General features: G+C 63.9%; 13 protein-coding genes. All 13 read left to right on the forward strand.

Translation table 11 applies throughout. The features are described from left to right. The first annotated feature begins 38 nt into the window (after nt 1–38). The 13 genes from CO676_RS12985 to accD all read left to right on the forward strand — a co-directional run bounded on the left by CO676_RS12985 (nt 39) and on the right by accD (nt 13,609). Complete coding sequence (locus tag CO676_RS12985) at nt 39–1,580, forward strand: sugar ABC transporter ATP-binding protein (protein WP_014766495.1); 1,542 nt, start codon at nt 39–41, stop codon at nt 1,578–1,580. A gap of 39 nt (nt 1,581–1,619) precedes the next feature. Further along, entirely contained in the window at nt 1,620–2,597 is a 978-nt protein-coding gene (locus CO676_RS12990; protein ID WP_014766496.1) for an ABC transporter permease, read from the forward strand. A gap of 53 nt (nt 2,598–2,650) precedes the next feature. Further along, nucleotides 2,651–3,673: a zinc-binding alcohol dehydrogenase family protein gene (locus tag CO676_RS12995; RefSeq protein WP_097521351.1), complete on the forward strand. Its 1,023-nt coding sequence runs from the start codon at nt 2,651–2,653 to the stop codon at nt 3,671–3,673. Then, nucleotides 3,670–4,506 carry an amidohydrolase family protein gene (locus CO676_RS13000; RefSeq protein ID WP_097521352.1) on the forward strand — a complete coding sequence of 279 codons (837 nt, stop codon included), beginning with the start codon at nt 3,670–3,672 and terminating at the stop codon, nt 4,504–4,506. The genes CO676_RS12995 and CO676_RS13000 overlap by 4 nt, the downstream gene beginning before the upstream one ends. Nucleotides 4,507–4,733: 227 nt before the next feature. Then, nucleotides 4,734–6,008 carry a polyhydroxyalkanoate depolymerase gene (gene phaZ / locus CO676_RS13005; protein ID WP_097521353.1) on the forward strand — a complete coding sequence of 425 codons (1,275 nt, stop codon included), beginning with the start codon at nt 4,734–4,736 and terminating at the stop codon, nt 6,006–6,008. 182 nt (nt 6,009–6,190) lie between these two features. Continuing rightward, a complete protein-coding gene (locus CO676_RS13010; RefSeq protein ID WP_014766501.1) occupies nt 6,191–6,616 on the forward strand; it encodes a DUF2852 domain-containing protein in 426 nt (141 codons plus the stop codon). A 93-nt stretch (nt 6,617–6,709) separates the two neighbouring features. Beyond that, entirely contained in the window at nt 6,710–7,465 is a 756-nt protein-coding gene (locus CO676_RS13015) for a M48 family metallopeptidase (RefSeq protein WP_097521354.1), read from the forward strand. 135 nt (nt 7,466–7,600) lie between these two features. Then, nucleotides 7,601–8,356 carry a hypothetical protein gene (locus tag CO676_RS13020; protein ID WP_097521355.1) on the forward strand — a complete coding sequence of 252 codons (756 nt, stop codon included), beginning with the start codon at nt 7,601–7,603 and terminating at the stop codon, nt 8,354–8,356. Between the two features lie 101 nt (nt 8,357–8,457). Beyond that, nucleotides 8,458–9,765 (forward strand): FAD-binding protein, encoded by a 1,308-nt coding sequence (locus tag CO676_RS13025; RefSeq protein WP_097521356.1) that lies wholly within the window; start codon nt 8,458–8,460, stop codon nt 9,763–9,765. A gap of 142 nt (nt 9,766–9,907) precedes the next feature. Then, nucleotides 9,908–10,582: a phosphoribosylanthranilate isomerase gene (locus tag CO676_RS13030; RefSeq protein WP_014766505.1), complete on the forward strand. Its 675-nt coding sequence runs from the start codon at nt 9,908–9,910 to the stop codon at nt 10,580–10,582. Next, on the forward strand, nt 10,579–11,799 hold the full coding sequence (trpB, locus tag CO676_RS13035; protein ID WP_097521357.1) for a tryptophan synthase subunit beta: 1,221 nt from the start codon (nt 10,579–10,581) through the stop codon (nt 11,797–11,799). Before CO676_RS13030 ends, trpB begins: the two co-directional genes overlap by 4 nt. 5 nt (nt 11,800–11,804) lie before the next feature. Continuing rightward, nucleotides 11,805–12,644 (forward strand): tryptophan synthase subunit alpha, encoded by an 840-nt coding sequence (trpA, locus tag CO676_RS13040; RefSeq protein WP_097521358.1) that lies wholly within the window; start codon nt 11,805–11,807, stop codon nt 12,642–12,644. Nucleotides 12,645–12,694: 50 nt separating this feature from the next. Then, on the forward strand, nt 12,695–13,609 hold the full coding sequence (accD, locus tag CO676_RS13045) for an acetyl-CoA carboxylase, carboxyltransferase subunit beta (protein WP_014766508.1): 915 nt from the start codon (nt 12,695–12,697) through the stop codon (nt 13,607–13,609). The last annotated feature ends 72 nt before the right edge of the window (nt 13,610–13,681 follow it).

Genomic DNA, 13,681 nt, shown 5'->3' on the forward strand with positions numbered 1-13,681 from the left:
AAGCCGACCGTCGCGGACCGGAAAGTGAGGAGGGTGTTATGACGGGGCTTCAAGAGGTCAGCCAGCGGCACGAGGAGGCGCTCGAGGCGGCCGTGCCGAAAGGCAAGCCGATCCTGGAACTGCGCGGCCTGCAGAAGAACTATGGCGCCGTCCAGGCGCTGAAGCCTGCGAACATCACCTTTCTCTCCGGGGAGGTTCACGCGATCGTCGGCGAAAACGGCGCCGGCAAGTCGACGCTGATCAAGCTTCTGACCGGCGTCATTCCGCGGACCGCCGGCGAAGTGTTCTGGCAAGGTGAGTCTGTTCAACTCGCGAGCCCCAACGAGGCGATCGCCCGCGGCATCAACGCGGTTCACCAGGAAGTGGTCCTCTGTCCGCACCTGAGCGTGGCGGCCAACATGTTCCTCGGCGACGAGATGAACCGCCGCGGTGTCATGCGCAAGCGGGCAATGACGGATGCGGCCCAGGGCGTTCTCGACGACCTCGGCTTCAACCTGCCGGCCAACGCGACGCTCGGCAGCCTGACGATCGGCCAGCAGCAGTTGGTCGCGACCGCGCGCGCCGCCATGCGCGGCACCCGCTTCCTGATCTTCGACGAGCCGACGGCCTATCTGACGCGGCAGGAATCGGCCCAGCTCTTCCGCCTCATTCGCCGGCTGCAGGGCGAGGGCGTCACCATCGTCTATATCAGCCATCGGCTCGAGGAAGTCTTCGAGCTTGCCGACCGCGTCTCGGTGCTGCGCGACGGGACCCATGTCGGCACGCGCGGTATATCCGAGACGAATGAGGCGGAACTGATCGCGCTGATGATCAACCGCACCATCGAGCAGATCTATCACAAGGAGCAGTTTGCTTTAGGCGAGACCATCGTCGAGGCGCGCGGGCTCTCCGGCCCCGGTTTCAGCGACATATCGCTTTCCGTCCGGGCCGGCGAGATCGTCGGGCTCTATGGCCTGATCGGCGCAGGGCGCAGCGAATTCGCGCTCGGCCTCTACGGCCGTCATCCGCTCACCGCCGGAGAGGTCTATTGGCAGGGCCGCAAGGTCGAGATCGACCATGAGCGCAAGGCGATGGAACTCGGCATCGCGCTCGCGCCGGAAAGCCGCCGCGACCAGGGCCTTTGCCTCAACCTGCCGATCGGCCTCAACATCAACCTGCCGGTGTTTCGCAGGCTGACGCGCGGCTTGACGATCAACCGCGCCGAGGAGGCCGCCAATGCCGAACGCCAGATCCGCGACCTGCAGATCAAGACGCCGTCGCGCCGGGTGCTCGCCTCCGCCATGTCCGGCGGCAACCAGCAGAAGATTGTCATCGGCAAGTGGCTGAGCCACGGAGCCAAGCTGTTCATCTTCGACGAGCCGACTGTGGGCGTCGACGTCGGCACTAAGGCAGAAATCTACCGGCTCTTCGCGCGCTTGCTGGAAAATGGGGCGGGGATCATCCTGATCTCCTCCTATCTGCCGGAAGTCTACGAGCTTGCGGACCGGCTGCACGTATTCCGCCAGGGACGACTCGTGGCAAGCCATGATTACCGCGCCGCCAGCCACGAGGATGTCCTGGCGCAGGCGATCAATGCCTGAGCGTTTCGAGCGAATAAGAAAGACTGCAGGGAGGACGGAATGAGTGTGGAAACGGTAGAAAGCAGCGCAGGTCCGACGCCGAAGAGAGGGGTCAGCATCCTGTTCGGGCTGACGCTCCTCGGGCTGCTGGTCGTGCTCTGGCTGCTGCTTGGCCTGGCGACGAGCGCCTTCTGGACGCCGAACAATATCAGCAACCTGCTGCGCCAGGGGGCGATGACCGCGATCCTCGCGGTCGGCCAGACCTTCGTGATCATCACCGCCGGCATCGACCTGTCGGTCGGCGCGGTCGTCGGCTTCAGCAGCGTCGTCGTCGCCTGGCTGCTGGCCGCCGGCGTGCCGCTCTGGCTGGCGCTCGTCGCAACGCTGGCGATCGGCGTGCTGATCGGCGCATTTCACGCCTTCGGCATCGTTCGCATGGGCCTGCCGCCCTTCATCATCACGCTGGCGACGCTGACATCGTTGCGCGGTATAGGCCTGCTGGTCACAAACGGTTCGACGATCTCGATCACCAACGAGGCCTTCACCAATTTCTCGCGCGCCGACTTTCTCGGTGTCCCGAGCCTTTTCTGGATGGTGATCGTCGTCGCGATTCCGGCCTACGTCTTCCTGCATTTGAGCCGCTTCGGCCGCTATCTCTTTGCCGTCGGCTCGAACAGCGAGGCGGCCCGCCTGTCCGGCGTCAACGTCAACCGGACGATCTATCTCGCTTATATTCTGTCTTCGACCTGCGCCGCCTTTGTCGGCCTGCTGCTCGCCTCGCGCATCGGCATCGGCAACGCCACGCAGGCGGAGGGCTGGGAATTGCAGGCGATCGCCTCGTCGGTCATCGGCGGGACCAGCCTTTTCGGCGCCGTCGGCTCTGTGCACGGACCGCTGCTCGGCGCCTTCATCCTGGCGACCATCAACAACGGCGCCAATCTGTTGAACGTCAACTCCTTCTGGCAACGCATCATCACCGGTCTGCTGATCATCGTGATCGTCTATTTCGACCAGCTCAGGCGCCGGGGGTCGCGTTGAACGGCGATTGGCCAATGCCGGCCGGATCGCGCTTCGGAATCTAGGAAAGCCCCATGAAAGTTGTCGTCTGTTCAGAACCCGGTCGCCTGGAAATCACCGATCGACCCCGGCCGGCGGCGCCCGCCGAGGGTTGGGTTCGTCTTGCCGTTCGCCAGGTCGGGATATGCGGCACCGACTATCACATCTTCGAAGGCAAGCATCCGTTTCTCGAATATCCGCGCGTTATGGGCCACGAGATTTCCGCGACCGTGATCGAGGCAGGCCCGGGTTCCCGGCTCGATCCGGGCATGCTGGTGGTCGTCAATCCCTATATCTCCTGCGGTAGCTGCATTGCCTGCCGGAGGGGGAAGCCGAATTGCTGCACGGCGATCCGGGTTCTCGGCGTCCACACCGACGGCGCCTTCTGCGAAGAGATCCTCATGCCCGAGCAGAACCTCTATCCGGCGAACGGTCTTTCTCCCGAAGCCGCAGCGACGGTGGAGTTCCTGGCGATCGGCGCCCATGCGGTCAGGCGGTCAGGGGTGGCGCCCGGCGCCAGGTCCCTGGTGATCGGCGCCGGCCCGATCGGCCTCGGGACGGCGATTTTCTCGCGGATTGCCGGACACGAGGTAACGCTTCTCGATACAAGCGCCGAGCGACTGGGTTTCGCGGCGAACGAGCTCGGCTTTTCGGGCGGCCTTCTGGCCGGTGAGGGGCTGGAAAAGGCCGTCGCCCAAGCGACGGATGGCGATGGCTTCGACGTCGTTTTCGACGCCACCGGCAATGCCACGTCGATGGAACGCTCCTTTGCCCATGTCGCCCATGGCGGGACGCTAGTGTTCGTCAGCGTGGTGAAGAACGACATCCGCTTCTCCGACCCGGAATTCCACAAGCGCGAGACGACGCTGGTGGCGAGCCGCAATGCGACGCGCGAGGACTTCGATCACGTTATCGCGTCGATCGGCAGCGGCCTGGTCCCGGTGGACAGGCTCGTGACCCACAGGACGACCCTCGACCAGGCGGTGCACGACTTGCCGCGTTGGGCGCACGACAAGGCGGGCCTTGTGAAGGCGGTCATTACGGTGAATGCGGCATGAGCTTCATCGATGCCCACCAGCACTACTGGACCTTGGGGCTTGGTCACAACGACTGGCCCGGCCCGGACCTTGAACCGATCTTCCGCGACTTTGGACCCGACGATCTCAAGCCCCATCTGAGCGCCGCGGGAATCGGCAGTACCATCCTCGTGCAGGCGGCGCCGAATGTCGCCGAAACCGAGTTCCTGCTCGATATCGCCGCGCGGGAAGAGACGGTTGCCGCGGTCGTCGGTTGGGTCGACATCCTTGCTGCGGACGCCGGTGCCGAGCTTCGGCGACTGAAAACGCATCCGAAATTCAAGGGCATTCGGCCGATGTTGCAAAGCATCGACGAAACCGCCTGGATTCTTCGGCCGGAAGCGATCGCCACGCTTGAGATGCTGCCGCAAATGAACCTCCGTTTCGACGCGCTCGTCCAGCCGCGGCACCTGCCGGTGATCGCTGTGCTCGCCGATCGCCTGCCGGATCTCGCCATCGTCGTCGATCACGGCGCCAAGCCTTTCATTGCGGAAGGCCGGCTGGAGCCTTGGGCGACGGATATGGCGGCGCTCGCCCTCCGCCCCAACGTTCACGTCAAGCTGTCGGGGCTTGTGACCGAGGCCGGCGGAGACTGGTCGGTCGAACGATTGCGGCCCTATGCCGCTCACCTGGTTGACGTCTTCGGTGCTGAGCGAGTCATGTTCGGCAGCGATTGGCCGGTTGTGCTGCTCGACGCCGACTATGCAGAGTGGTTCGCTGCTGCCCGGGCGTTGACCGCGACTTGCACGGCAGCGGAGCGGCAGGCGATTTTCCTGGGGACGGCGGCCCGTTTCTACGGAATTTCCGCGGTCTGAGGTACGAACGTCATAGCGCGACAGGCCGGCGCAATGTTATCTCAATATATTAGTAATATGATTTCGCTGCGCAACATACCCCAAAATGCAGGGGGCGTTTTTGTTGCGATGCACAAGAAAAGTGGTAGTCTGCAAGGGATTGCGGACACCAAGACAAACACTCGCAAGCCTTGCGTCGGGACCTGGGAGCGGCGCCGAGATTGATTGAACCGAGGGGTACGCATCCCATGTTCTACCAGCTTTACGAAATGAACCATGCCATGATGGCACCGTGGCGCACGGCGGCGGATGCCATGCGGCTGGCCTTCAAGAATCCGATGAATCCGGTCTCGCACACTTATTTCGGCCGCGCCGCGGCCGCGGGGCTGGAAGTCTTCGAACGCGCCACGCGTCGTTACGGCAAGCCGGAATTCGGCCTGCCCGAAACGATTATCGACGGGCAGCCGGTGCCGGTCCGCGAAAAGATCGTCTGGCGGGCGCCCTTCTGCAACCTCATCCATTTCGAGCGGTCGCTGCCGAAGGGGCGGACGCCGGACCCGAAAGTGCTGCTCGTCGCGCCGATGTCCGGCCATTATGCGACGCTGCTGCGCGGTACCGTCGAGGCGCTGCTGCCCCACTCCGACGTCTACATCACGGACTGGATGGATGCCCGGATGGTGCCGCTCAGCGAAGGCACCTTCGACCTCGACGACTATATAGACTACGTCATCCAGCTCCTGCATTTCCTCGGACCCGACACGCATGTAATCGGCGTCTGCCAGCCGGCGGTACCGGTCCTCGCCGCGGTCGCGCTTATGGAGGCGGACAACGACCCGCTCTCGCCGGCGTCGATGACGCTGATGGGCGGTCCGATCGACACGCGCATCAATCCGACCGGTGTCAACCAGCTGGCCGAGCAGCGTCCGGTTGAATGGTTCCGCGACAATGTCATCATGCCGGTGCCGTGGCCGCAGCCGGGCTTCATGCGCATGGTCTATCCGGGCTTCCTGCAGCTCTCGGGCTTCATGTCGATGAATCTCGATCGCCATCTGGTCGCCCATAAGGAGTTCTTCGCCCATCTCGTCAAGAATGACGGCGATGCCGCCGACAAGCACCGCGATTTCTATGACGAATATCTCGCGGTCATGGACCTGACGGCGGAATTCTATCTGCAGACGGTGCAGGTGGTGTTCATGCAGCATGCGCTGCCGAAGGGCGAGATGACGCATCGCGGCAAGCGCGTCGATCCGACGGCGATCCGCAGAACGGCCCTGCTGACCGTCGAGGGCGAGAACGACGACATTTCCGGCGTCGGCCAGACCAAGGCGGCGCAGACGATCTGCACCAACATCCCGGACTACATGCGCCAGCACTACATGCAGCCGGATGTCGGGCACTACGGCGTCTTCAACGGCTCTCGCTTCCGCGGCGAGATCGCGCCCCGCATCGTCGCCTTCCAGCGCCAGCATTCGCGCCACTCGAAACCGGTGAAGCAGATCATCAAGGGCGGCAAGTCGGCCTAAGGGCCGTCGCCGCCGGGCCGATCCGAATATCCCTCGGACCAACTGCGGCAGCGATTTGCTACCGCAGAGTCAAGGGCTTGTCCGATTCGCATCCGGTGCATCTTGCAGACATCTTCGGTCTTTCCCACATCGTCTTCATCGGGCCGCAACGGGCGGCCCGCTGACTGCGAGGAATACTGAAGATGAACCAATCTGCATTGATCCGTCCGGACTGGACGCCTGCGACCATTGCATTGATGGTGCTTGGTTTCATTGTGTTCTGGCCGCTCGGTCTGGCGATGCTCGCTTACATCCTCTTCGGCGACAAGCTGAGGACCTTCAAGAAGGACGCCAACGACAGCGTGGACCGCATGTGCGCCGGCTTCCGCCGGAACCACAAGGCCCAGTGGGCCCACCATCGGACCGGCAATGTCGCCTTCGACGACTGGCGCGAAGCGGAACTTACCCGCCTCGACGAAGAGCGCCGCAAGCTCGACGAGATGCGCGAGGAGTTCGACGCCTATGTCCGCGAGCTCCGGCGCGCCAAGGACCAGGAGGAATTCGACCGCTTCATGCGCGAGCGCAAGAACGGCCGCCCGGGTCCGGCACCCGGCTCCGAAACGAACTGACCTGACGGAATCGATGTCCGGCGTTTCACATGAAACGCCGGACGTCTCGTAGAGGCAGCTGCCAGCGGTCGGCGAATCGGCTAGAAAGGCCTCATGTTTCCTTCTTTCAAGCGGCGCCGCGGCACTGAAACGCGCCTCGATGTTACGCGTGACATCGAGGTGGCCGGCAAGCTTCTTCCCTTGACCATCCGGCAGAACGCCCGGGCGACGCGGATGACGTTGCGTATCGAGCCCGGCGGGCGGGCCTTGAAACTGACCGTTCCCGAGGGCCTGCCGGAGCGCGAGGTCAGCGCGTTCCTCACCCGTCACCAGGGCTGGCTGATGACCAGGCTCGCGCGCTTCTCCGGCGAGAGCGAAATCGAGCATGGCGGAACGATCTTCATCCGCGGCGTCGCCCATCGCATCGAGAGAACCGGCCGGATCCGTGGCCTCACCGAGGCCGTGGTCGCTGACGACGAGGCGGTGTTGCGGGTCGGCGGCGCGGAGGAACACCTGCGTCGGCGGATTGCCGACTTCCTGAAGAAGGAGGCGCGCTTCGAACTGGAGCGTCTCGTCGCCGTCTATGCCGGCAGGATCGATCGCCGGGTGCGCTCGCTCAGCTTCAAGGATACCCGCAGCCGCTGGGGTTCCTGCTCCGCCGAAGGCGACTTGAGCTTTTCCTGGCGCATTGCAATGGCGCCCCCGAAAGTCATCGCCTATCTCGCCGCCCACGAGGTGGCCCATCTCCAGGAGATGAACCACGGCCCCGACTTCTGGGCACTGTGCGAAAAGCTCTGTCCGGACACAAACGACGCCAGGGGCTGGCTGAAGCGCAACGGCACCATGCTGCACGCGATCGATTTCGGTTAGATCTGGATTGGGGAAAGCGCGCGGTTTCCGCCGCAACGACGTGCCGGCCTGATTCTTCGCCGGCCAAGAATGTCACATGAGCGTCATTTGATGTTGCTACTGCAACGCGCAGAACGACAATGTGACGGTAAACTCATGCCATCCAGCCTTCCTTCCAAAGCCGTTCGCTTTGGAAAGCGCGCTTCCAAAAAGGCGCCAGCATCGGCAGCGCCGATCGCGGTGCGCTTCCAGCATCGGGCTGACGTCGATGCGCTCCTCGTTCTCGAACGGGCCAAATGGACCGGCGCGCAGGCTGCGAGCCGGGCCGATCTCGAGCGGCGCATAGCGGCTTTTCCCGGCCTGAGCATCGGGGCCTTTTCCACGGAGACCGGCGCGGCGCTTGCGTCGCTCTTCCTGAAACCGGTGACGCCGGAGCAGATCAGAGCCGCACGCACTTGGTCGGAATGCGCGGCAATTTCCAGTCCCCCGCCCGCAAACGCGCGAGCGCTCTTCGGAATCAGCCTGAGCAGCACGGATGCTCTCGCCGTGCGCCTCATCTTCGAGTTCTTTTGGCCCTACGCGTTGAAACAGGGATGGCGGCGGATCTATCTCGGCTCGCCCATGCCGGGACTGGCAGCCTGGAGGCGCGCCAATCCGGAGGCGCCGATCGACGAGTACGTCTGGGAAACGCACAACAAGCTGCCGCGCGATCCGCAGTTGCGCTATTATTATAAGAAAGGCTTCCGCCGGATCGAGGGCTGGAAAGCGGATTATTTTCCCCACGAACCGTCCCTCGACCACGCCGCCCTGTTGCGCGCCGACATTCCGCTGTCGTCGGTCTCTCCCTTGTGGACGCTGATGCCGCTGTCGTGGCTTGAGCGCATGCGCAGTCTCTTGTTCCTGGTTGCTTGAGACTTCCATTCGCCGTTGATTGCAGATCGGGATAGCCTCATGATTTCGAATGACTCCGTGGCGAACCGCTACGACGCCGACGTCCTCGTGATCGCGCAAGCATGGCAGGGCTGCTGGCTGCAGCGGCGGCGAGCCAGGCCGGCAAGACCGTGCGCATCATCGAGCGCGATGTGCTCGACGGTTTGCCCCTGCCGCGCAAGGGTGTGTCGCAAGGCCATCAGCCGCATGTTCTTCTCTATCGTGGTCTGTGCGCCATCGAGGAACTGCTGCCGGGGTTCCGGAGCGAGCTTGTCCAGGCTGGTGGCGTGCCGCTCGACACCGGCAATCTCGCCTGGCTCGGCGAACAGGGATGGGCACCGATCGGCAACCCGGCCTTCGAACTGGTCTCCGCGACGCGCCCCGTGGTGGAAGAGCTCGTGCGCCTGAGGGTGGCTGCCTTGGCTGGCGTAGCCTTGACCGACGGCGTGCGCATCGCGGCTCTCGAGCGCGACAGCGAAAGACACGGCTGGATCGCCCGAAAGGCGGACGGAAGCGTGCTGTCGGCGCCGCTTGTCATCGACGCGTCCGGGCGCGCGTCCCGCCTGCCGTTCTGGCTCGTGGAGTCGGGGTTCGGCGGGGTCGAGGTCACGACCGTCGATGTCGGCTTCGGCTATGCGAGCCGCATGTACAGAGCTCCGGCGGATCATCTGGCGCCGGCCGCCGGCATTCTCGTTCTTCCAACCCCTTCGAGCCCCATGGGAGGGGTTGCCCTTCCCGTAGAAGGCGGACGCTGGATGATCGGCGCGGTGGGTGCGGGAGAATGCTGCCCGCCGCGCGAAACCGAGGGCTTCCTGCCTTTCCTCGAACGGCTGCGCGATCCTGCGCTCGCGGATTTCGCCCGGTCGGCGACCGCTGTCAGCGATGTCGTCATCCATCGCCGGACGGATAATGTGCGCCGCCAGTACGACCGGATGTCGGCTTGGCCCGCCGGATTGCTGGCGATCGGCGACAGCTTTTGCGCCTTCAATCCGGTTTACGGACAGGGCATCACCGTATCGGCCTGCCAGGCGCTCATGTTGCGGGACAGTTTCAGGGCCGGTGAGGTCATCGGCGCGGAACACCGCCTGATGCGGAGGCTCGGTCAACTTGCGCAACTGCCCTGGGAGATCGCGACGGGCGAAGATCTGCGCTATTCCTCGAGCCGGGGAGAATCGACCCCGCTCCAGGCGCTGTTTGGGAAATGGTCCCGGCAGCTCGACCTGCTCGCCGCCCATGGAGACCTGCAGGCCCAGCGCGCCTTGGACCGGGTATATCATCTCGTCGGTTCGCCGGTGGGATTGCTTCATCCGCGTCTCTTCTGGTCCGCGTTGAAGGCGTGGGCGTTCGGCCTACCGCCCCGGCTTCCCCGACCGCTTGAGCGCCCGAGGTGAGGGCGGCAAAAAGCACCGCTTCGTCGAATGTGGTAAGCTTGTGACCTGAGCCGCAACACCTGGCGGCAACCCTCCTCTTGATTGCCGAGGAAGGCCATGGTTTTGCTCGACTCGCGCGGCATTTCGTGCAAGGTCGCTTCCCATGAAAATGGACGTGAAGATTTGTGGATTGAAGACCGCGGAGGCCTTGGAGCACGCCGTGTCCCTCGGCGCTTCGCACACGGGTTTCATTTTCTTCCCGAAGAGCCCGCGCAACATCGAGCCGGACGATGCCGGTCGCCTTGCCGAGCGCATTCGCGGCCGGGCGACGATCGTCGCCGTCACGGTCGACGCGGACAATGACGATCTCGACGAGATCGTTTCCGCTCTCAGGCCGGATATGCTGCAGCTGCATGGCGGCGAGGATCCGGAGAGGGTGCTGACCGTCAAGGCGATCTACGGCCTTCCGGTGATGAAAGCGCTGTCGATCCGCGAGGCTTCCGATCTCGACCGGATCGATCCCTATCTCGGCATCGTCGATCGTTTCCTTTTTGATGCGAAGCCGCCGGCCGGGTCGGAACTACCGGGCGGCAACGGCGTCTCTTTCGACTGGAGACTGCTCGACGCGCTTGACGGAAGCGTCGATTACATGCTTTCCGGTGGACTGAATGCTGAAAATATCGGCGAGGCTGTTGCGCTCACCGGCGCGCGCGCCGTCGATACATCCTCCGGGGTCGAGAGCGCACCGGGTGTCAAGGATTTGAAGCTCATGGATGCGTTTTTCGATGCGGTCCGCCGCGCCGAAACCGAACGGCGACGATCAGGGAGCAAGACGTGAATCAGCCGCTAAAACCGAACTCCTTCAGGGCCGGACCGGACGAGGACGGCCGTTTCGGTATTTTCGGCGGCCGTTTCGTCGCCGAGACTCTGATGCCGCTGATCATCGATCTTCAGGACGAATGGAGCAAGGCCAAGAACGACCCGGCCTTCAAGGCGGAGCTCGAAAACCTCGGCACCCACTATATCGGCCGGCCGAGCCCGCTCTACTTCGCCGAACGCCTGACCGCCGAGCTCGGCGGCGCGAAGATCTATTTCAAGCGTGAGGAGCTGAACCACACCGGCTCGCACAAGATCAACAATTGCATCGGTCAGATCCTGCTGGCCAGGCGCATGGGCAAGACCCGCATTATCGCCGAGACCGGCGCCGGCCAGCACGGCGTCGCCTCTGCGACCGTTGCCGCGCGCTTCGGGCTTCCCTGCGTGGTCTATATGGGCGCCACCGACGTCGAGCGCCAGGCGCCGAACGTCTTCCGCATGAAGCTGCTCGGCGCCGAGGTGAAGCCTGTGACCGCCGGTCACGGCACGCTGAAGGACGCCATGAACGAGGCGCTGCGCGACTGGGTCACGAACGTCGACAGCACCTATTACCTGATCGGCACGGCCGCCGGCCCGCATCCCTATCCGGAGATGGTGCGCGACTTCCAGGCGGTCATCGGCCAGGAGGCCAAGGAACAGATTCTCGCGGCCGAGGGCCGCTTGCCCGACCTTGTCATCGCGGCGGTCGGTGGCGGCTCGAACGCCATCGGCATCTTCCACCCGTTCCTCGATGACGAGGGGGTGAGGATCGTCGGCGTCGAAGCGGGCGGAAAGGGACTTGAGGGCGACGAGCACTGTGCCTCGATCACTGCCGGCTCGCCGGGCGTCCTGCATGGCAACCGTACTTACCTGCTTCAGGACGGCGACGGCCAGATCAAGGAAGGCCACTCCATCTCGGCCGGCCTCGATTATCCGGGTATCGGTCCGGAACATGCCTGGCTCAACGATATCGGCCGGGTCGAATATGTGCCGATCATGGACCATGAGGCGCTCGAAGCCTTCCAGACGCTGACGCGGCTCGAAGGCATCATCCCGGCGCTCGAACCGTCGCATGCGCTGGCCGAGGTTATCAAGCGGGCGCCGTCGATGGGCAAGGACGAGATCATCCTGATGAATCTCTCCGGTCGCGGCGACAAGGACATCTTCACCGTCGGCAAAATTCTGGGAATGGGGCAGTAACGAGTATGACCGCACGCATCGAGCAGAGGTTCGCCGACGTCGCGGCGGAAGGCCGCCCGGTCCTCGTCACCTATTTCATGGGCGGCGATCCCGACTTCGCAACGTCCCTGGCGATCATGCAGGCGCTGCCGAAGGCGGGCGCCGACGTGATCGAACTGGGCGTGCCGTTTTCCGATCCGATGGCCGACGGTCCGGCGATCCAGCTTGCCGGCCAGCGTGCCCTCAAAGCCGGGCAGACGCTCGCCAAGACGCTCGAACTCGCCCGCCGCTTCCGGGCCGAAGATCAGCGCACGCCGGTCGTGCTGATGGGCTATTACAATCCGATCTATATCTACGGCGTCGAACGGTTCTTGAACGATGCGGTCGAGGCGGGTGTCGACGGACTGATCGTCGTCGATCTGCCTCCGGAAATGGACGACGAGCTGTGCATCCCGGCCCTGAAGAAGGGCATCAGCTTCATCCGTCTGGCGACGCCGACGACGGATGACCGCCGTCTGCCCAAGGTTCTCGAAAACACCTCCGGTTTCGTCTATTACGTCTCGATGACCGGCATCACCGGTTCCGCCTTGCCCGATCCGTCGCTGATTGCCGGTGCGGTGGCACGGATCAAGTCACACACGAAGCTGCCCGTCTGTGTCGGCTTCGGCGTCAAGACCGCCGACCATGCGCGGGTGATCGGCGCCTCGGCCGATGGTGTCGTGGTTGGCACGGCGATCGTCAACCAGATCGCCTCGAGCCTGACCGAAGAAGGTCGCGTCACCGAGGCGACGGTGCCCGGCGTCGAGGCGCTTGTGCGTGGGCTTTCGGCCGGGGTGCGGGCCGCACGCCTTGCGGCAGCCGAATAATCGCCCATATTGGCGCGCAGAAGCCGAAGGACAGCTTCAGGAGTCTATAAGTGAACTGGATCACAAACTACGTTCGGCCGAAGATCAATTCGATGCTCGGCCGCAGGGAAGTTCCGGAGAACCTCTGGATCAAGTGCCCTGAAACCGGCGAGATGGTGTTCCATCGCGATCTCGAAGAGAACAAGTGGGTCATCCCGCAGTCCGGCCATCATATGAAGATGCCGGCAAAGGCTCGCCTGAAGGATCTCTTCGATGGCGGAATCTACGAAACGCTGCCGCAGCCGAAGGTGGCGCAGGATCCGCTGAAGTTCCGCGATTCGAAGAAATATCTCGACCGCCTGCGCGACAGCCGCGCCAAGACCGAGCTCGAGGATACGATCGTCGCGGGCCTTGGCCTCGTTCAGGGCGTCAAGCTGGTCGCCGTCGTGCATGAGTTCAACTTCATCGGCGGCTCGCTCGGCCTGGCGGCCGGCGAAGCAATTATCAAGGCCTTCGAGAGAGCGATTGCCGAGAAGTGCCCGCTGGTGATGTTCCCGGCTTCGGGCGGAGCCCGCATGCAGGAAGGCATCCTTTCGCTGATGCAGCTTCCCCGCACCACCGTCGCGGTGAATTTGCTGAAGGAAGCGGGGCTCCCCTATATCGTCGTGCTGACCAATCCCACCACCGGCGGGGTAACCGCATCCTATGCGATGCTGGGCGACATCCACCTGGCCGAACCCGGTGCGGAGATCGGCTTTGCCGGCAAGCGGGTAATCGAGCAGACCCTGCGCGAAAAGCTCCCCGACGGCTTCCAGACCTCCGAGTACCTCCTGGAGCACGGCATGGTCGACATGGTCGTCAAGCGCCACGACATCCCGGCGACGTTGGCACGCGTACTGAAGATCCTGATGAAGAAGCCGGCGGAGGCCGCAAGGCGGGAGAGCGGCTCCCAGGTTTCGGCCTTGCCGCTCGCAGCCCGGGCGTAGCCGCCGCAACCCATCGAGCCCTGTATTGAACGTTGCGCGTCCCATCCGGACGCGCATACGTCGTTGTAAGTG

The sequence above is a fragment of the Sinorhizobium sp. BJ1 genome (genome assembly GCF_002531555.1).
GTDB lineage: Bacteria > Pseudomonadota > Alphaproteobacteria > Rhizobiales > Rhizobiaceae > Sinorhizobium > Sinorhizobium fredii_B.